Source organism: Halomonas sp. PGE1 (assembly GCF_013000985.1).
GTDB classification, from domain to species: domain Bacteria; phylum Pseudomonadota; class Gammaproteobacteria; order Pseudomonadales; family Halomonadaceae; genus Halomonas; species Halomonas alkalicola.
Map to the genome: position 1 here is coordinate 3,224,020 of NZ_CP053032.1, position 17,631 is coordinate 3,241,650.

18 protein-coding genes are annotated in these 17,631 nt (G+C 68.5%); 12 read left to right on the top strand and 6 right to left on the bottom strand.

Features of this window, described 5'->3' with window-relative positions; all coding sequences use genetic code 11:
- Positions 1 to 4: 4 nt before the first annotated feature.
- The 5 genes from HIR79_RS18565 to HIR79_RS15200 form a co-directional block, all read right to left on the bottom strand.
- On the bottom strand, positions 5 to 1,072 hold the full coding sequence (locus HIR79_RS18565; RefSeq protein ID WP_249322180.1) for a putative bifunctional diguanylate cyclase/phosphodiesterase: 1,068 nt from the start codon (positions 1,070 to 1,072) through the stop codon (positions 5 to 7).
- 7 nt (positions 1,073 to 1,079) lie between these two features.
- On the bottom strand, positions 1,080 to 1,745 hold the full coding sequence (locus HIR79_RS18570) for a GGDEF domain-containing protein (RefSeq protein ID WP_249322181.1): 666 nt from the start codon (positions 1,743 to 1,745) through the stop codon (positions 1,080 to 1,082).
- Complete coding sequence (locus HIR79_RS15195) at positions 1,745 to 3,124, bottom strand: sensor domain-containing diguanylate cyclase (protein ID WP_169958968.1); 1,380 nt, start codon at positions 3,122 to 3,124, stop codon at positions 1,745 to 1,747. Before HIR79_RS15195 ends, HIR79_RS18570 begins: the two co-directional genes overlap by 1 nt.
- A gap of 125 nt (positions 3,125 to 3,249) precedes the next feature.
- On the bottom strand, positions 3,250 to 3,681 hold the full coding sequence (locus HIR79_RS18575) for a GGDEF domain-containing protein (protein ID WP_349304984.1): 432 nt from the start codon (positions 3,679 to 3,681) through the stop codon (positions 3,250 to 3,252).
- A complete protein-coding gene (locus tag HIR79_RS15200; RefSeq protein ID WP_249322183.1) occupies positions 3,654 to 4,763 on the bottom strand; it encodes a GAF domain-containing protein in 1,110 nt (369 codons plus the stop codon). Before HIR79_RS15200 ends, HIR79_RS18575 begins: the two co-directional genes overlap by 28 nt.
- A gap of 332 nt (positions 4,764 to 5,095) precedes the next feature.
- Between HIR79_RS15200 and HIR79_RS15205 the strand changes: the two genes are divergently transcribed.
- Together HIR79_RS15205 and HIR79_RS15210 are read left to right on the top strand one after the other, a co-directional pair.
- On the top strand, positions 5,096 to 7,072 hold the full coding sequence (locus tag HIR79_RS15205; protein WP_249322184.1) for a methyl-accepting chemotaxis protein: 1,977 nt from the start codon (positions 5,096 to 5,098) through the stop codon (positions 7,070 to 7,072).
- 154 nt (positions 7,073 to 7,226) lie between these two features.
- Entirely contained in the window at positions 7,227 to 7,601 is a 375-nt protein-coding gene (locus HIR79_RS15210) for a flagellar protein FlaG (protein WP_169958969.1), read from the top strand.
- A 67-nt stretch (positions 7,602 to 7,668) separates the two neighbouring features.
- On the opposite strand, the gene fliE is transcribed toward HIR79_RS15210, so the two are convergent.
- A complete protein-coding gene (fliE, locus tag HIR79_RS15215; protein ID WP_110069269.1) occupies positions 7,669 to 7,998 on the bottom strand; it encodes a flagellar hook-basal body complex protein FliE in 330 nt (109 codons plus the stop codon).
- Positions 7,999 to 8,267: 269 nt separating this feature from the next.
- On the opposite strand from fliE, the gene fliF reads away from it, so the two are divergent.
- The 10 genes from fliF (at position 8,268) to fliO (ending at position 17,629) form a co-directional block, all read left to right on the top strand.
- Positions 8,268 to 9,998 (top strand): flagellar basal-body MS-ring/collar protein FliF, encoded by a 1,731-nt coding sequence (gene fliF / locus HIR79_RS15220; RefSeq protein WP_169958970.1) that lies wholly within the window; start codon positions 8,268 to 8,270, stop codon positions 9,996 to 9,998.
- Positions 9,995 to 10,999, top strand: a complete 1,005-nt coding sequence (gene fliG / locus HIR79_RS15225) for a flagellar motor switch protein FliG (protein ID WP_169958971.1) — start codon at positions 9,995 to 9,997, stop codon at positions 10,997 to 10,999. The genes fliF and fliG overlap by 4 nt, the downstream gene beginning before the upstream one ends.
- Positions 10,992 to 11,777 (top strand): flagellar assembly protein FliH, encoded by a 786-nt coding sequence (locus HIR79_RS15230; RefSeq protein ID WP_169958972.1) that lies wholly within the window; start codon positions 10,992 to 10,994, stop codon positions 11,775 to 11,777. The genes fliG and HIR79_RS15230 overlap by 8 nt, the downstream gene beginning before the upstream one ends.
- Positions 11,774 to 13,162 carry a flagellar protein export ATPase FliI gene (gene fliI, locus HIR79_RS15235; RefSeq protein ID WP_169958973.1) on the top strand — a complete coding sequence of 463 codons (1,389 nt, stop codon included), beginning with the start codon at positions 11,774 to 11,776 and terminating at the stop codon, positions 13,160 to 13,162. Before HIR79_RS15230 ends, fliI begins: the two co-directional genes overlap by 4 nt.
- Positions 13,163 to 13,197: 35 nt before the next feature.
- Complete coding sequence (gene fliJ / locus HIR79_RS15240) at positions 13,198 to 13,656, top strand: flagellar export protein FliJ (protein WP_110069264.1); 459 nt, start codon at positions 13,198 to 13,200, stop codon at positions 13,654 to 13,656.
- Between the two features lie 14 nt (positions 13,657 to 13,670).
- Positions 13,671 to 14,951, top strand: a complete 1,281-nt coding sequence (locus HIR79_RS15245; RefSeq protein WP_169958974.1) for a flagellar hook-length control protein FliK — start codon at positions 13,671 to 13,673, stop codon at positions 14,949 to 14,951.
- A gap of 141 nt (positions 14,952 to 15,092) precedes the next feature.
- Entirely contained in the window at positions 15,093 to 15,563 is a 471-nt protein-coding gene (fliL, locus tag HIR79_RS15250; RefSeq protein WP_169958975.1) for a flagellar basal body-associated protein FliL, read from the top strand.
- A 14-nt stretch (positions 15,564 to 15,577) separates the two neighbouring features.
- The gene (gene fliM / locus HIR79_RS15255; RefSeq protein WP_169958976.1) at positions 15,578 to 16,621 is read left to right on the top strand and encodes a flagellar motor switch protein FliM; all 1,044 of its coding nucleotides are present in this window, start codon (positions 15,578 to 15,580) and stop codon (positions 16,619 to 16,621) included.
- On the top strand, positions 16,614 to 17,180 hold the full coding sequence (fliN, locus tag HIR79_RS15260) for a flagellar motor switch protein FliN (RefSeq protein ID WP_169958977.1): 567 nt from the start codon (positions 16,614 to 16,616) through the stop codon (positions 17,178 to 17,180). The genes fliM and fliN overlap by 8 nt, the downstream gene beginning before the upstream one ends.
- On the top strand, positions 17,177 to 17,629 hold the full coding sequence (fliO, locus tag HIR79_RS15265) for a flagellar biosynthetic protein FliO (protein WP_169958978.1): 453 nt from the start codon (positions 17,177 to 17,179) through the stop codon (positions 17,627 to 17,629). The genes fliN and fliO overlap by 4 nt, the downstream gene beginning before the upstream one ends.
- Positions 17,630 to 17,631 lie beyond the last annotated feature (2 nt).

Genomic DNA, 17,631 nt, shown 5'->3' on the forward strand with positions numbered 1-17,631 from the left:
CCCATCAACCCTGGCAACTCGCCTGCAGGGAGAGGGCGCGCCATTCGTGACGCACCGCCCAGTCCTTGAGCCATGCGGCCAGCGCCTCGGCCGGCATCGGCCTGGCGATGCCGTAACCCTGGGCTAGGGAACACCCCAGCTTCACCAGGGCGCGGGCATGGGCGAGGGTCTCGACCCCCTCGGCGAGCATGGGGCGCTTGAAGCGATTGGCCATGAAGATGACGCTCTCGACGATGGCGAGGTCGTCGGGGTCGCTGAGCATGTCGCGCACGAAGCTCTGGTCGATCTTGATCAGGTCCACCGGGAGCTGGCGCAGGTGGGTCAGCGAGGAGAAGCCGGTGCCGAAGTCGTCAATGGCGAAGTCGATGCCCATGGCCTGACAGCGGCGCATGGTGGCCAGCGCCTGCTGGACGTCATGGATGGCAGTGCTCTCGAGGATCTCCAGCTTGAGCCGGCTTGGCGATACATTGGGGTAGCGCGCCAGCAGCGCTTCCAGGCTGCTCACGAAGGTGTCGCTCAGAAGATGTGGGGGGCTGATGTTGACGTGCACGGGCAGGTCGATGCCAATGCCCTGCCACTCGGTGATTTGCTTAAGGGCGGCCTCGAGCACCCATTCGCCGAGCTCCTGTTCCAGGTGGGAGCCAGTGACCACCGAGAGGAAGGCGCCCGGCGCCAGCAGCCCGTCCTCGGGGTGCTGCCAGCGAACCAGGGCCTCGACGCCCACCACGCTGCCATCGAACAGGTCGACCTGGGGCTGGTAGTGGAGACGCAGCTCGCCCAGCTCGAGCCCTTCTGCCAGCCGGGTGCGCCGCTCCTGGCGCACCTGCAGCTCGCGGTCCTGATTGGGGTCGAAGCGGTGGAAGGTGTTGCGTCCACGCTGCTTGGCCCGATACATGGCCTGGGTGGCATGGCGCAGCAGCACGTCGCCCTCGACGCTGTCGTCGGGAAAGCAGGTGACGCCGAGGCTGGCGGTCAGGCGCACGCTGTGGCCCTGCAGGACCAGGGGCTTCTCGATGGCCTCCAGCAGCTGCTGATAGATGGCATCGCCCGAGACGCCGTGGAGCAGCAGCACGAACTCGTCACCCCCCCACCCGGGCGACCACGTCCTCGCCGCCCATCAGGTGGGTGATGCGCTTGGCAAAGGTGGCCAGCAGCAGGTCACCGAGCTGGCGGCCCAGCTGGTCGTTGTGGTGCTTGAAGTGGTCGATATCCAGGGCGCACACGGCCAGTTGGCCACCCGAGTGCCGGGCATGCCGGATCGACTCCTCGATCAGCTGTGTGACCAGTTGCTGATTGGGCAGCCCGGTCAGGCTGTCGAAGTAGACCTCACGGGTCGAGCTTGGCACGCCCCCCGGCACCGCCAGGCAGGCCAGGTCCGTCAGCACCAGCACCTGATAGGGCTCGCGGCTGGGCTCTCGCACCCGGCGCGCGGAGAGCAGGCCGGGGCGCTCATGGCCACGGGCATCGCGCCAGTGCACCTCGGCACGCGCCCGGCCGCCATTTTCCAGCTCCGCCAGAAAGCGCGGCCTGTCAATATGCCAGCGGCCCTCAAGCCCCGCCGCCTCGAGGGTTTCGCCGATCAGCGCATCCAGCGGCTTGCCGGTCAGCTCCATGAAACGCGGGTTGGCCGCCACGATGCAGTGGTGCTTATCGGTCACCAGGATCGCCTCGTCGGCATGCTGAAAGCCGGATTCGGCGTAGCGGGCGGGAAACGCCAGGGGGTTGATGGAAGAGAAGGAGTTCATCACGGCATCTCTTCCCCATGCGCTGACTCGCCGTTGCCCCCTGGCTCGGCATCCACCACCACGCTGTTGCGTCCGGCATTCTTGGCGCGGTAGAGCGCAGTGTCCACGCGGCGCAGCAGCGCCTCGGGCCCTTCACCGGGACGGAGAGCACTGATACCGATGCTGACGGTGATCGAAATCCCGTGCAGGCGCTGCTCGGCAACCTGAGCCCGCAGCCGGTCGGCGAAGGTGGCTGCCCCCTTGAGGGGTGTGCCGGGGAGCAGGATAGCGAACTCCTCACCGCCCCAGCGCGCCAGCAGGTCGCTGCTGCGCAGGCTGGTGCTCAGCCGCTTGGCCACGCTCTGGAGAACACGGTCGCCGACGTCGTGACCATGGCGATCATTGACGGCCTTGAAGTGGTCGATATCGAGCAGCAGCAGGGACAGGGGCTGACCATCGTGCTCGGCTTCCTGCATCGCCTGACGCAGCGCGGTATCGAAGGCGCGGCGGTTGTAGGCGCCGGTGAGGTGATCACGCGAGGCCTGACGCTCCAGCTCCTGCTCCATGCGCTTGCGCTCGCTAATGTTATGAAACACCGCCACATAGTTGCGCACCTGGCCGTGGTCGTCGAGCACCGCGGTGATCGACTGCCAGAGGGGATACACCTCGCCGAAGCGGTTGCGGTTCCATATCTCGCCCTGCCAGTGACCAGTGGTCTCGAGCGACTCCCAGAGGCGGTCGTAGAAGGCCTTGTCATGGCGCCCGGACTTGAACAGCCGGGGCGTCTGGCCGACGACCTCCTCGGCCTGGTAGCCGGTGATATCCACGAACGCCTGGTTGACCTTCTCGATGCGCATCTCGGCATCGGTGATCAGGGTCGCCTGGCCGGTCTCGAAGACCATGGCCAGTAACCGCAGCTCGTTCTGCTGACGGCGCTGCTTGGTGACATCCTCCTGAACGGCCACGAAGTTGACCAGCTCGCCCGCGGCGTTGCGCACCGGGGTAATCACCTGCTTCGCCCAGTAGATTTCGCCATTGCCGCGGCGATTCTTCAGCACCCCCTCCCAGACGCAGCCATTCGTGATGGCGCCCCAGAGCTCGCGATAGATCTCAGCGGGAGTCTCACCAGACTGCACCAGGGCGGGCGTGCGGCCGAGCAGGTCACTCAGGGAATAGCCGGAGATCTCCTGATAGCAGCGATTGGCATACAGGATGCGTCCGTCGAGATCGGTGATGGCGATGGCGACGGGGCTCTGCTCGACCGCCACGTGCAGCTGGCGGCAGAAGACCTCAGGCGAGGCCGGCTCGAAAGTCACGGCGCCTGCCGGCAGGGAGAGCGCCTCTTCGATGGCAGCATCACGGCCCGCCAGACCATCCGGGGAGTGGCATGGGTTACACATGAAGAATGTCCTTGTTCTTATCGCGAAGGATAATAACAGCGTATCGCAGCGCAGCACGAGAGACGAAGGTATCACTCAAGTCTCGGAAAAATCAGTCGAATGGCAGGGGCAGGCCAGTGTATCGCTCAAGACTCCACCCGGTTGCGGCCGCCGTGCTTGGCCCGGTACATGGCGGCATCGGCGCGGGCCAGCAGGCTCTTGCGGGTATCGCCCGGCTGCCAGGTAGCCACCCCGATGCTGATGGTGATGCGCCGAGAAAGACCCGGCACGCTGAGCGCCGCCACATGGGCGCGCAGCCGCTCGGCCAGCCCCAGCCCCGACTCCAGGCCGCAGTGGCTGGCCATCACCACGAACTGCTCGGCGGCGCCGATCTCGGCATCCAGGGCGCGTTCGATGCTGTAGCGGTTCCAGGACTGCGTCAGGGGGTCGTAGTGGGCCAGCCGCTCGAGGCGACGGTTGGCCTCGGCCAGGGCCTCGCGCTCGCGGCGCAGGTCGGCATAGAGCCGGTGAATCTGCTGGGCCGCGGCCATCACCCCCAGATCCTCGGCCAGGTCCATGGCGGCCAGCCGCTCGATCCTCTCCCAGGGCGCGCTCCGGCCGCGCACCTCCTCGCGCCACTGTTCGAAGAGCTGGCCAAGCAGCGGCTGGGTAGCCGGCGCCATGGCCTCGCGGCCGCTTCTCGGCTGTCTCGCACCTCCTCGAGGTAGCGGGCCTCGCGGCGCGCCTTGAGCAGGAAGAGGCGCTGGGTGGTCATCTGCACCAGGCTGACGACCGCATCCCGGGCCAGCGGCGAGATCGGATGCGCCGCCAGGCCGTGGCAGATCAGCAGCCCCCACAGGCCGGCATCGCCCTGCAGGGCGACGGTCAACACCGCCCTGACCTGCATGGCCCGCAGGTAGTGCCGCTGGGCAGAGGAGAGCCCCCGCAACAGGGCGGCCGAGAGGTCGACGGGGGCCCCCGTCAAGGGGTCTCGGCGGGGCCTCAGGGGAATGGAGGCCGCCTCGACATCGGGGACGCTGCGCACCGCCTGACGCTCGAAAACTTCCCGCATCTGGGGCGGGAAATCGCTGGCGGGAAAGCGCATGCCCATCAGCGAGGGCACCTTCGCCGCCACCGACTCGGCCACCACGGCGCCGTGCCCCTCGGCATCGAAGCTGGCCACCAGCACGCGGTCGTGCCCGGTGATCGACTGCACCCCCTCCACCAGGGTCTCAAGCAGCCGGTCGGGGTGGTCGGCTGCCGCCAGCTGAACAAGCCAGCCACTCACCGCGGCCAGCAGTCGGCGCTTATTACTGCTTGCGTGCAGAGGCTCGATCTCGACGAATACGCGCTCGCCCTGTCGATGGAGATCGACCTGCAGGCGCCGCACCTGGCCCGCCACCCGCCGCGAGATCACCACGGCGGCCGCAAGCCGGGCACGCCCCTGCAGCTCACGAGACAGCCGCTGCCAGAGGGCATGGCCCAGCACCTTCCCGGGCCCGTGCGCCAGGGCGGTATCCGGCGATACACCGGCCACCTCGGCGAGGTTGTCACTGGCCTGCAGGACCTGCCCCAGGTCTGCGGAAAGCACCAGCAGGGCGCCGCAGGACTGGATCATGCCGGACATGTCGGATTCGGCAGGTTTCGAGGAGTAGGGCATTCACGGATCCAGAGGGTGGAAGGCGGGGCGATGCCGGAATAGACCTCGACCGAGGCTCTTTATTTGCGCCGTTGCATCCTTGGTGTCAACTACTTCATCGGGCAGCACTTAGGTGCGAGATGCCAACCTTCAACCATGACTTCTGGAATCGGAGGTTTGAGCAGGCGTTTCGCCTGGCCGCCCTCCGCCGGCTCAGGCGTGGCGAATAGGGCGGCGCATTTTTGACCTGGGTCATCGTCGGCACCGGTGGCTGCCCGTTCGCCTAAAGCCTAAAGGCACACTGCCGATAACGCTTTCAGACAGGCTGCCTGCCACCCTCCGGAGAGACCTTGATGACCCACCTTCTTCACCGCATCCCCATGGGCAGGAAGTTCCTGCTCACCCTGCTGCTGCCGCTGCTGGCCCTGGCCTGGTTCGCGGGCAGCGGCATCCTCGAACGCCAGCGCCTGGCCGCCAACATGGCCGAGCTGGAGGGGCTGGCCGTGCTCGCCCTTCGCGCCGGCTACCTGGTGCATGAGATGCAGCGCGAACGTGGCATGACCTCGGGCTACTACCTGGGCAGCCAGGGCAGCGAGTTCGGCAACCGCCTGGCGGCCCAGCGCTCGCAGACCGATGCCCAGATCGCGGCCCTGCGCGATTACATCGACAACATGGAGAGCCGCCTGGACGAGCGGATGCAGGGCAGTCTCGACCGGGTGCAGCAGCTGCTGGCGAGCCATGAGGGCATTCGCCAGCGGGTCGACGGCCTGGCGATCGCCGCCGAGGAGGCCATCGGCCACTACACCGCCATCAACGGCGAGCTGATGACCCTGGTCGGACGCATGACCCAGCGCACCGAGGCCGCCAGCATCACCCGCGGGCTCTCCACCTACTACGCCCTGCTCGAGGCCAAGGACCTGGCGGGCATCGAGCGCGCCCTGCTCACCAACGCCTTCGGGGCCAACGTGATGCGCGCCCCCGCCCACCAGCGCCTGCTCTCGCTGGTCGGTGAGGAAGCGGCCTTCCTGGCGACCTTCGACAGCCTGGCGAGTGCCAGCCTTCGCGAGCGGCTGGCCGAGGCGCTGAGCGGCCCGGAGATCGAGCGTTTGGTGCCGCTGCGTCAGGTGGCCGTGGAGCGCGGCGTCATGGGCGACTTCGAGGTCGATGCCGAACAGTGGTTCGACTGGCAGACGGTCAAGATCGAGCGCCTGCGCGACGTAGAGTACGCGGCGATCGGTGAGGTCGAGACGGCCGCGGCGGCCCTGCGCCGCGAGGCGCGCCAGGACCTGATCGCCTACTCCGTGGTGACGCTTGTCGCCGCGGGCCTGGCCATCCTCTTCGCCTTCCTGGTGGTGCGCAGCATCACGCGCTCCCTGCGCCTCGCCCTCGAGGATATCGAGAGCCGCGGCGGCGATCTGACCCGGCGCCTGCCGGTGCTCGGCACCGACGAGCTGAGCCGCCTCTACCGGGCGTTCAACGACTCCACCGACGCCACCGAGCAGCTGGTGGCCAATATCCGCCGCGGGGCGCTCTCGGTGGAGGTCGCCAGCGGCGAGATCGCCCAGGGCAACCAGGACCTGGCCCAGCGCACCGAGGAGCAGTCCGCCTCCCTGGTGGAGACCGCCTCGAGCATGGAACAGATCACCGCCACCGTGCGCCAGACCGCCGACAACGCCCACGCCGCCCGCACCATGACCGGCGAGACCACCGAACACGCCCGCGCCGCCAACGAGGTGGCCCTGCAGGCCAGCGCGGCAATGGAGCAGATCCATACCGCCAACCAGGAGGTGACCTCCATCGTCGCGGCGATCGACAACATCGCCTTCCAGACCAACCTGCTGGCCCTCAACGCCTCGGTGGAGGCGGCCCGCGCCGGCGAGCACGGGCGCGGCTTCGCGGTGGTGGCCCAGGAGGTGCGCAAGCTGGCCAGCCGCAGCGCGGAGGAGGCCGAGCAGATCCGCCGCCTGATCAGCACCAACGTGGCGCGCATCGACGAGGGCGAGCGGCTGGTGCGCACCACCGGTGAGACCCTGGCCGAGATCACTCGCCAGGTGGAGAAGGTCGCCGAGCTGGTGGCCGAGATGGCAGCGGCCACCGGTGAGCAGTCGGCGGGCATCGAGCAGATCAACCAGGCGGTCTCCCAACTCGAGGAGGTGACCCAGCAGAACGCCGCCCTGGTGGAGCAGGTGTCGGCCGCCAGCCGCTCGCTGGACGACCAGGCCAGCGACATGGCCCGGCTGATCGGCCAGTTCAAGGTGAGCGAGAACACTTCGCTGCCCACCGCCTGGGCGCCCACCGCCTCCAGCCAGCGCGAACCCGCCTTCTCGTAGGCCTTCAGGCTGACGTCAGGGCACCCGGGGGCGGCCGAGCTAAAGCTCTGCCGCCCCCGTGCCGATAAAAGGAGGGAAGCGATCGAATCAAAGGGTGCCGCGGCAGCCTGCCGGGGTGTCTCGCCTAGAACAACGTCCGCCAAGGAACCGTGCCATGAGCTCACCTCTCTATGATGCCACCAGCGTCACCGCCGTCAGTCCCGCCCTGCAGGGACTGACGCCCCGCCAGCAGATGGAGCGCGTGCTGGAGACCGCCCTGCCCGCCGCCGGCGGCGTCCTCGCCCAGGCGGAAAGCGGCCAGGTGCCGCCTAGCCGCGGTGAGCTGGTCGAGCCGATCCAGCGCATCAACGAGGTGATGCGCCACTACGGGGTGCAGTTCGAGCTGGGGGAGGTGGAGTCGCGGGTGGTGACGCGTATCGTCGACCGCGAGAACGGCGAGGTGATCCGTCAGATTCCCTCGGAGGAGGTGCTGCGGGTGGCGGAGCGCCTCGGCGAGGTGCAGGGGCGGCTGCTCAGCCTGGAAGCCTAGCGGGTGTTTGCTCAATGAGGATCTTGAGTACCGCCGGCGGACGGGAAATCGAGCGCAGCAGGCAATATCACACCTGCATGTTCATCACGTCCTTGTAGGCCGTCACCAGGCGATTGCGCACCTGGGTGCCCATCTGGAAGGCCACGCTGGCCTTCTGCATGTCGACCATCAGGTCGTTGAGTTCCACGCTGGGGTCGCCGGCCTGGAAGGCCTGCGCCTTGGCCGCGGAGACCTGCTGCAGGCGGTTGATGCGCTGGATCGACGCCTGCAGCTCCCCGGCAAAGCCCCCCGCCCCCACCTGAGTGGAGACCTGCTGTCCCTTGGCCGACTGGCCGGCGGCCTGGGTCGCCAGGCTCTGCATCTGGGTCAGGGCGGACTGAATGGCCGGTGAACTCATGAAAACGCCTCGCCTGCTGCTGTTCTGGTTGACGGTAGTCGATGGCTGACAAGGCTAGCACCGGGTGGCTCGCCGCCATCGGGGCAAATGCCGATGAAAAGGGGGGCTTATTCCGGATTAGGGGTCGACGGCGACAAGGATAATGGCGTCCATCACAGTTCCGACTGCCGCCAGGGCAGCCAATCGCGAGCCATGGACGCCGATAATGCCTTTTTCTTCCATGACAGTGGCCATCGTCATTGCTCATGCCGACCCTCGGGGTGGCATGAATGAGTAATGGCGCCCAGGCCACCGGCACCCAGGATAGCTCCTCTCGCCAGGGGGCCAAGCCCTCAAGCGGCGTCGAACGCATGCTGCAGCAGCTGCGCGGCAATCCGCTGATCCTGCTGATGGTCGCCGGCGCCGCCTGCGTGGCCATCATCGTGGCGCTGCTGATGTGGGCGCGTGCGCCCGACTATCGCGTGCTCTACAGCAATCTCTCCGACGCCGATGGCGGCCGCATCGTCAGCGAGCTGGAAAGCCGTGGCGTGCCCTACCGCTTCAGCCAGGGCGGCCAGGCCCTGCTGGTGCCGACCGACCAGGTGTTCGGCCTGCGCCTGCAGCTGGCCGAACAGGGCCTGCCCCGGGGCGGCAACGTCGGCTTCGAGCTGCTCAATGACCAGGCCTTCGGCATCAGCCAGTTCGCCGAGCAGGTCAACTTCCAGCGCGGCCTGGAGGGCGAACTGGCGCGCTCCATGGAGTCGCTGGGCCCGGTGGAACGCGCCCGCGTGCACCTGGCGCTGGCGCGCCAGTCGGTCTTCGTTCGCGACCGCGAGCCGGCCAAGGCCTCGGTCATCCTCACCCTGCACCCCGGCCGCCTGCTCAGCGATGGCCAGGTAAGCGCCATCGTGCACATGGTGGCCAGCAGCGTGCCGGAGCTCTCCGCCGAAGACGTCACCGTGGTGGACCAGAGCGGGCGCCTGCTCTCGACCCAGGTCGCCGGCCGCCACGACCTGGACGGCTCCCAGCTCGACTATATCGACGAGGTGGAACGCTCCTTCCAGCGCCGCATCGAGAACATCCTGGTGCCGCTGCTGGGCCAGGGCAACGTGCGCGCCCAGGTGGCGGCCCAGATCGATTTCTCTCGACGCGAGGAGACCGCCGAGCGTTACGGCCCCAACCAGCCGCCCAACGAGGCGGCGGTGCGCAGCCGCCAGGGCAGCGTCTCCTACAACGGCGACGAGGGGCTGGCCCAGGGCATCCCCGGGGCGCTGAGCAACACGCCGCCGGGCACCGCGCCCTCCCCCATCGAGCTTGCCGAGGGCGAGGAAGGCGTCGACGCCGAGGCCCAGCAGGCCGCCCTTCAGGCCATCAACACCCTGCGCCAGGACGAGGTCGTCAACTACGAGGTCGATCGCAGCGTTTCCCACGTCCAGCACCGCCTGGGGCAGGTGGAGCGCCTGACGGCGGCAGTGGTGGTCAACTACCGCGACGATATCAACGAGGAGGGCGAGCGCGTGCGCGTGCCGCTCACCGAGCTCGAGATGTCCCAGATCGAGCGCCTGGTGCGCCAGGCCATGGGCTTCTCGGTCGCCCGCGGCGACGAGATCGAGGTGGTCAACAGCCGCTTCTCGCTGGCCACCGAAGAGCAGCACCAGCTGGAGTGGTGGCAGTCTCCCGAGATCCAGGCGCTGGCGCTCTCCATCGGCCGCTATTTGCTGGTGGCCCTGGCCGCCCTGCTGCTCTACCTGCTGATCCTGCGCCCGCTGATCAAGCGCCACACGCAGCCCCCGGTGGCCGTTGCAGCCCCCGGCGCCACCCTGCAGGTTCAGGTCGGCGATGACGAGGAGAAGTCGACCACGGCTGCCGCCGCGGATGCCGACGACACCTACGAACCGCCGCGCAAGCGCCGCCGCAAGGCCTCGGAGTACGAGCAGAACCTCAGCGACCTGCGCGAGATGGCCCAGGAGGATCCCCGCATGGTGGCGATGATCGTGCGCAGCTGGATGAACAAGGAATGAACAAGCCACAGAACATTAGCGGCGCTCGGCGCAGCGCCATCCTGCTGCTGGCCCTCGACGAGGACAACGCGGCCGAGGTGTTCAAGTACCTCTCGGCCAAGGAGATCCAACTGATCAGCGCCGAGATGGCCCGCCTCGACCAGGTCTCCCATGACGAGATGCGCCAGGTACTGGCCGACTTCCACGCCGAGACCGAGGAGTTCATCGCGCTGAACCTGAACTCCAGCGACCATATCCGCTCGGTGCTGACCAAGGCGCTGGGCAGCGAGCGCGCCTCTAGTCTGATCGAGGACGTGCTGGAGAGCTCCGGCGCCAGCTCGGGCATCGACGCCCTGAACCTCATGGAGGCCTCCATGGTGGCCGAGCTGATCCGCGACGAGCATCCGCAGATCATCGCCACGGTGCTGATCCATCTGGAGCGCCACCAGGCCGCCGACGTGCTGGAGCTGTTCGACGACAAGCTGCGCAACGACGTGGTGCTGCGTATCGCCACCTTCAGCGGCGTGCAGCCGGCCGCCCTGCAGGAGCTCACCGAGGTGCTCTCCGGCATGCTCGACGGCCAGAACCTCAAGCGCAGCAAGATGGGCGGCGTGAGAACCGCCGCCGAGATCCTCAACCTGATGAACTCCAGCCAGGAGGAGGCCGTCATCGAGACGGTGCGCGCTCACAGCGAGGACCTGGCCCAGAAGATCATCGACGAGATGTTCCTGTTCGAGAACCTCATGGATCTCGACGACCGCAGCATCCAGCTGGTGCTCAAGGAGATCGACACCAACTCCCTGGTGGTGGCCCTCAAGGGCGCCCCCGAGGCGCTCACGGACCGCTTCCTGCGCAACATGTCCCAACGCGCCGCCGACCTGGTGCGCGAGGACATGGAGGCCCGCGGCCCGATCCGCATCTCCCAGGTGGAGGCCGAGCAGAAGGCGATCCTTCAGATCGTGCGCCGCCTGGCCGACAGCGGGGAGATCGTGCTGACCGGCGGAGACGACACCTATGTCTAAGCGGCTCGGTCCGGAGTCTGAGCCGCGCCCGGGGCATCCGCTACCCGGGCGCGAGGGCGAGGTGCCCTGGCAGCGCTGGGAGATGGGCGAGCTGCCCCAGGCGCGGCGCGCCGCCGGCAGCACCCCGCCCTCCCCCGAGGAGACCGCCCGGCGCAAGGCGGCCTTCCAGCGCCAGGCCGAGCTGCGCGCGCTGCAGGACAGCGCCAGGGAAGCAGCCCGCCAGGAGGGGCATCGGGAAGGCTACCAGGCCGGACAGGCCGAGGGCTTCCAGGCGGGGCTCGCCGAGGGCCTCGAACAGGGGCGCGCCCAGGCCCGGGAGGAGCTCGAGCGGCAGCTTCGCGAGACCCTGACGCCACTGCTGCCCCTGGCGGCGTCCTTCGGAGAGGCCCTGCATGAGCTGGACGAGGTGCTGGCCGAGGAGCTGGTGGAGCTGGCCCTGGCCACAGGCCGCCAGCTGGCCGGCGAGGCGCTCAAGGCGCGCCCCAAGCAGGTACTGGAGATCGTGCGCGGCCTGCTGCACACCGAGCCGGGCATGAGCGGCAAGCCGCGCCTATGGCTGCATCCCCGCGATCACGCCCTGGTCGAGGAGTACCTCGGCCAGGAGCTCGCCGCCGCCGGCTGGGTCCTGCAGCCCGACGACCAGGTCACCCGCGGCGGCTGCCGGGTGACCAGCGCCAGCGGCGAGCTCGATGCCACCTGGGAGAGCCGCTGGGCTGCGGTGAAGCGCCAGGTGCGCCGGCGCGCCGCCCCTCCGCCCCGCGAGGAAGGCGCACCATGAACGCGGCCGACCTGCCGAACCCCTACCACCAGCATTGGCAGCAGTCGCTGCGCAAGGTGCGAGCGCGCATCGAGAAGGTGCCGCCCTTCCGCGCCAGCGGGCGGGTGGTGCGCGCCACCGGCATGGTGATCGAGGCGATAGGCATGCAGGCCCCGCTGGGCAGCGCCTGTCGCATCGAGCTGCCGGCCCCCTACAGCCACGAGCCGCCCCGCTACGCCGAGGCCCAGGTGGTGGGGTTCGCCGGCGAAAAGCTGTTCCTGATGCCGCTGACCGAGGTCACCGGCCTGCTGCCCGGCGCCCGCGTGTTCCCGCTCGGCAGCGGCGGCAACGGCGCGCGGCGCTTCCCGCTCGGCGAATCGCTGCTGGGGCGGGTCATTGACGGCAACGGCGAGCCCCTGGACGGCCTCGGCCTGCTGGATGACGCCCGGCAGGCGACCCTGCAGACCCCGCCGCTCAACCCCCTCGCCCGAGCGCCCATCGACACCCAGATCGACGTCGGCATCCGCGCCATCAACGCCCTGCTCAGCGTGGGCCGTGGCCAGCGCATGGGGCTCTTCGCCGGCTCCGGCGTGGGCAAGTCGGTGCTGCTCGGCATGATGGCGCGCTTCACCCAGGCCGACGTCATCGTGGTGGGGCTGATCGGCGAGCGGGGCCGCGAGGTGCAGGACTTCATCGACAACATCCTCGGCCCCGAGGGCCGGCGCCGTGCCGTGGTGGTGGCGGCCCCCGCCGACACCTCGCCGCTGCAGCGCCTGCAGGGAGCCTCGTACGCGACCCGTCTCGCCGAGGGGTTCCGCGACGAGGGGCGCGACGTACTGCTGATCATGGATTCGCTGACGCGCTACGCCATGGCTCAGCGCGAGATCGCGCTAGCCATCGGCGAGCCCCCGGCCACCAAGGGCTATCCGCCCTCGGTATTTGCCAAACTGCCGAGCCTGGTGGAGCGCGCCGGCAACGCCGAGCGCGGTGGCGGTTCCATCACCGCCTTCTACACTGTGCTGACGGAAGGCGATGACCAGCAGGACCCCATCGCCGACTCCGCCCGGGCGATCCTGGACGGCCATGTGGTGCTGTCGCGGGCCCTGGCCGAGGCGGGCCACTACCCCGCCATCGACATCGAGGCCTCCATCAGCCGGGCCATGACCCAGATCATCGGGCCGGAGCAGGCGCAGATGGCACAAGCGTTCAAACGCCTGTTTTCCCGCTATCAGCGCAACCGCGACCTGATCAGCGTCGGGGCCTACAGCCCGGGGCACGACCCCCAGCTGGACGAAGCGGTACAGCGCTACCCCGCCCTGGAGGCATTTCTCCAGCAGCATATCGATGAGCAGGCCCCGGCCGACGCCTCCCTCGAGGGGCTGGCCCGGGCCGTCGGCGCCGCGTGAGCCATCCGGCAAGGAACGATGCGAGGAACACCGCCATGAGCCACTCTGCCTCACCGCTGAATACCCTGATCGAGCTGGCCCGCGGCTCCCGTGACCAGGCCGGCCAGGCGCTGGCCAGCGAGCGCCAGAACGAGCACCAGGTAAGTGGCCAGCTCGAGTCGCTGCAGCAATACCGCCTGGAGTATGCCCAGCGCCTGCAGCAGGCGATGCGGGACGGCATCGATCCCGCCACCATGCGCAACTACCAGCAGTTTCTCGATTCCCTGGATGCCGCCCTGGCGCGCGCCCGGGAGGCCCTGGCGGCCCAGCAGCAGCGCGTCGGCCAGCGCCAGGCCCAGTGGCAGCAGGAGCAGCGCAAGCTCTCGTCCTACGACACCCTGGCCTCGCGCCGCGAAGGCCATCAGCGCCGCCAGGAGGCACGCCAGGAGCAGCGCACAAGCGATGAACTGGTCAATGGCCGACTGGCCCGCACTCGCCACGCCGGCGACACCTGATTACCGGAGGCACCATGGATATCACGCTGCTGCTCAATTCGATTGCCGGGCCCGTACGCCCCGCCGCCCAGGCCGACAGCGCCCCCGGCCAGGCCGGTAACGGCTTCGCCCAGGCCCTTGCGAGCCTCGAGGCGGCGCCTCAGGGCCTCGCCCTGCCTGCCTCTGTGCAGAGCAGTGCACAACCTGGCGGCCCGGGGGCCGCCCAGGCGAGCCTGGTCGCCATGATGCAGGCGCTGGGAGACGACACCGAGCTCCAGGGGGATGGTGCCCTTGCCGAGATCGCCGAGCGCCTGGCGCTGATTGCCTCGGCCGGCGCACCCGCGGGCGACGCCGAGCTGGGAGACCTCGCACGCGAGGCGGCACGGGTCGCCCGGGAGCAGGCGGAGGGCATCGCCCTCGCCGACGGTCAGCCGCCGGCACTGGCCGCAGCGGCGGTTGCACCACTCCTGCCGGATGACGCCAATGGTCGCGCAGCGGGCACCAAGGCGGGTGAACCGTGGCTCGCGGCCACCGCCAATGCCCTGCCGAGCAATGCCCTGCCGAGCAATGCCCTGCCGAGCAATGCCCTGCCGAGAGAGGCTCGCCCAACGGCCGATGGCCTGACTGCCGCCACTGCTGCCAACCCCGCCGGCCGCGAACTGCCCGCCCAGGCAGGCCGAGCCCAGGGCCTTGCCGAGGCCATGGCGCGTGCCGTCGAGGCGCCTCAGGCGCCCGGCGCTTCCGAGCTGCGCCCTGCGGCACCCGCCGAGTGGCGCAGCGAGGGCCTCGCCGGTGTGTCTGCCCCCCTCGCCGGCGCCAACGCTCCGGGCGCGGCTACTGTGCCTGGCGCAGCCGCTGCGGGCATGAGCCCGCCAGCCGCACTCACGGCACCGCTCGCCAGTGCCGCCTGGCCGGGTCAGCTCGGCCAGCAGCTGGTGATGATGGGCCAGCGCGGCGGTGAGCAGCGGGTCGAACTGCACCTGAACCCCGCCGAGCTCGGTCCGCTGACCATCTCGCTCAAGCTCAACGAGCAGGGGGCCCAGGCCCAGTTCCTCTCCGCCCATGCGCCGGTGCGCCAGGCCGTCGAACAGGCGATTCCCCAACTGCGCGAGGCGCTGGCCGAGCAGGGCATCAGCCTGGGCGAGACCTCGGTGGGCGAGCAGCGCCACCAGGGACAGGACGAACGCCAGGCACTGGCGGGTGGGCCGGCTACAGGCAGTAATGCCAGCGGCTCCGAGGAGCTCGACCCGAACGCCGGCGCCATGGCCGCCTCAGCCGTCCCGCTGGCCGAGGGGCGCGTCGACCTCTACGCCTGACACCCCCGCCGAACGGCCCAAAAAGCCGAGAAGGGCCCGTAACGCGGGCCTGTTTTCATCATGGGCATGGCCAGGGCGCAGGCATACTGCCCAGCATGGCATTCGACTCTTTTGCGCACCGCGCCCAGAGGTAGCAAGGCAATGGCAAACACCGGTGGTGGCTCACGCAAGCTGCTGTGGCTGATGGCAATTCTGGTAATCCTCTCCGTTTCTGCGGCGGGGGCGGCACTCTATATGGTGATGGGCCAGGGCGAGCCGCGCGCCTCCCAGGCCCAGGCGATGCCGGAGCGTCGTGCGCCGATCTTCGTGAAGATCGATCCCTTTACGGTCAACCTGGCCGACGATGTCTATGGCAGCCGGCTGCTCTATACCGGCATCTCCCTCAAGGTTGGCGATCAACAGACCCGGGACATCCTTCAGGAGCACATGCCCCAGGTGAGGAGCCGCCTGCTGATGCTCTTTTCCGGCCAGGAGGCGCGGGAGCTGACCCAGTCTGACGGCAAGGTACGGCTGGCGGAAAAGGTCATGGCCACGCTGCATGCGCCGATGACCGACTACCAGCCCGACCTGCTGATCGAAGACGTGCTGTTTACCGAATTCATCGTCCAATAAGCGGATCGAGCCCCATGTCACAAGACGATCTGCTCTCGCAGGAAGAGATCGATGCCCTGCTCAAGGGCGTCAGCGGCGAGGAGGAGTCCAGCGGCGGCAACGGCGCCGAGGACGCCCGCATTCGGCCCTACAATCCGGCTACCCAGCATCGCGTCATCCGCGAGCGACTGCATGCGCTGGACATCATCAACGAGCGCTTCGCCCGTCACTTTCGCATGGGGCTGTTCAACCTGCTCAGGCGCAGTGCCGACATCACCGTGGAGTCGGTACGCTATTTGAGCTACAGCGAGTTCTCTCGCAACGTGCCGGTGCCCACCAATATCAACATGATCGCCATGAAGCCGCTGCGCGGCTCGGCGCTGATCGTCTTTCCACCGGCGCTGGTGTTCATGGTGGTGGACAACCTGTTCGGCGGCGACGGGCGCTTTCTCACCCGCTCCGAAGGGCGCGAATTCACCAACACCGAGCAGCGCATCATCATGCGCCTGCTGCACCTGGCCATCGACGCCTACGCCGAATCCTGGAAGTCGGTCTACCCGCTTGAGATCAGCTTTCTGCGCTCGGAGATGCAATCCAAGTTCGCCAACATCACCAACTCGCCCAACGAGATCGTGGTCAATACCTCGTTCAACATCGACGTTGGCAACCTGTCGAGCAAGTTCCAGATCTGCATGCCCTTCGCCATGATCGAGCCGCTGCGCGACCTGCTCTCCAACCCGCTCAACGACAGCCAGCATGACGATGGCACCTGGAAGCGCCGCATGGCCGGCGAGATCCGCCAGTCCGAGGTGGAGCTGGTCGCCGACTTCGCCAGCATTCCCACCCGCATCGCTCATGTCATGGCGCTCAAGGAGGGGGACATCCTGCCGCTGGACCTCCCCGAGACGGTCATCGCTCGCGTGGATGGCGTCCCCGTCATGGAGTGCGAATACGGTAGTCAACATGAACAGCGCGCGCTGCGGGTCTTGAGGATGATCGACCACGCCCCGAGCACCGCTTCGCCCGACACCTTCGTCAAGGGGTCGGCGCCGCCATCCAAGGAATCGAAGAATGACTGATCCCAAGAAACCCGATCAGCCCATCGGCGACGACGACTGGGCCAAGGCCATGTCCGAGCAGGAGGCAGACGAGACCCAGAGCGCCGAGGACCTGTGGGCCGACGCCATGGCCGAGCAGGAGGGAGGCAGCGCCCCCTCCGATGCCGATGACGACCCCTGGGCCGAGGCGATGGCCGAGCAGGCCGCCGCCGAACACGACAGCGGCCCGGCTGAGCCGCCCTCCTCGCCGGCCACGGCCAGGGCTGTCGGTGACAGCGTGTTCCGGCCGCTGGAGCAGGCCAGCAGCACCCGGGGTGCCCGCGATCTGGAAATGATCATGGATATCCCGGTCAAGCTCGCCGTGGAGCTGGGCCGGACCCGGATCACCATCAAGCAGCTCCTGGAGCTCGCCCAGGGCTCGGTGATCGAGCTCGATGGCCTCGCCGGCGAGCCCATGGACATCCTGATCAACGGCTACCTGATCGCCCAGGGCGAGGTGGTGGTGGTGGAGGACAAGTACGGCATCCGTATCACCGAGATCATCACCCCCTCCGAGCGTGTGCAGAAACTGAACAAATGAGTGACACCCCCGTCCGCGACACGGCCAGCGGCGGCCTCGAGGCCGTGAGCGTCGGCACAGACGCCCTGGTCGGCATGGCCACCCTGGGCAAGACCGCCGCGGCCCTGGCGCTGGTGCTGGTGATCATCTTCGCCGCCAGCGCCCTGCTCAAGCGGCTGCAGCTTCATCGCCAGCCCGCCGGAGGGCGCCTGCGGGTGATCAGCGCCGCGGCCGTGGGGCCCCGCGAACGGGTGGTGATCGTCCAGGTGGAAGAGCGCTGGCTGGTGCTCGGCGTGGGCGGCGGCCAAGTCAACAAGCTGCATGAGCTGGAGGCTCCTCCCCAGGAGGCCGCCGCCTCGTCGGGGGCCGGCTTCGAGGCGGGCGACAGCTTCGCGACCCGCTTCGCCAAGGCGCTCAGGCACAATGCGGGGCTCAAGGAACGGGCTGGGACGGGGCGAGGCAAGTCGTGAAT

What these genes read in the sequence shown, in the direction of transcription:
- HIR79_RS15210 (WP_169958969.1), top strand. Translation starts at nt 7,227, where the DNA reads ATGAGCTCACCTCTCTATGATGCCACCAGCGTCACCGCCGTCAGTCCC.
- HIR79_RS18575 (WP_349304984.1), bottom strand. Translation starts at nt 3,681, where the DNA reads ATGGACCTGGCCGAGGATCTGGGGGTGATGGCCGCGGCCCAGCAGATT.
- fliJ (WP_110069264.1), top strand. Translation starts at nt 13,198, where the DNA reads ATGAGCCACTCTGCCTCACCGCTGAATACCCTGATCGAGCTGGCCCGC.
- fliO (WP_169958978.1), top strand. Translation starts at nt 17,177, where the DNA reads ATGAGTGACACCCCCGTCCGCGACACGGCCAGCGGCGGCCTCGAGGCC.
- HIR79_RS15205 (WP_249322184.1), top strand. Translation starts at nt 5,096, where the DNA reads ATGACCCACCTTCTTCACCGCATCCCCATGGGCAGGAAGTTCCTGCTC.
- fliF (WP_169958970.1), top strand. Translation starts at nt 8,268, where the DNA reads ATGAGTAATGGCGCCCAGGCCACCGGCACCCAGGATAGCTCCTCTCGC.
- fliI (WP_169958973.1), top strand. Translation starts at nt 11,774, where the DNA reads ATGAACGCGGCCGACCTGCCGAACCCCTACCACCAGCATTGGCAGCAG.
- HIR79_RS15230 (WP_169958972.1), top strand. Translation starts at nt 10,992, where the DNA reads ATGTCTAAGCGGCTCGGTCCGGAGTCTGAGCCGCGCCCGGGGCATCCG.
- fliL (WP_169958975.1), top strand. Translation starts at nt 15,093, where the DNA reads ATGGCAAACACCGGTGGTGGCTCACGCAAGCTGCTGTGGCTGATGGCA.
- fliG (WP_169958971.1), top strand. Translation starts at nt 9,995, where the DNA reads ATGAACAAGCCACAGAACATTAGCGGCGCTCGGCGCAGCGCCATCCTG.
- fliE (WP_110069269.1), bottom strand. Translation starts at nt 7,998, where the DNA reads ATGAGTTCACCGGCCATTCAGTCCGCCCTGACCCAGATGCAGAGCCTG.
- HIR79_RS18570 (WP_249322181.1), bottom strand. Translation starts at nt 1,745, where the DNA reads ATGAACTCCTTCTCTTCCATCAACCCCCTGGCGTTTCCCGCCCGCTAC.
- HIR79_RS15200 (WP_249322183.1), bottom strand. Translation starts at nt 4,763, where the DNA reads ATGCCCTACTCCTCGAAACCTGCCGAATCCGACATGTCCGGCATGATC.
- HIR79_RS15245 (WP_169958974.1), top strand. Translation starts at nt 13,671, where the DNA reads ATGGATATCACGCTGCTGCTCAATTCGATTGCCGGGCCCGTACGCCCC.
- HIR79_RS15195 (WP_169958968.1), bottom strand. Translation starts at nt 3,124, where the DNA reads ATGTGTAACCCATGCCACTCCCCGGATGGTCTGGCGGGCCGTGATGCT.
- fliN (WP_169958977.1), top strand. Translation starts at nt 16,614, where the DNA reads ATGACTGATCCCAAGAAACCCGATCAGCCCATCGGCGACGACGACTGG.
- fliM (WP_169958976.1), top strand. Translation starts at nt 15,578, where the DNA reads ATGTCACAAGACGATCTGCTCTCGCAGGAAGAGATCGATGCCCTGCTC.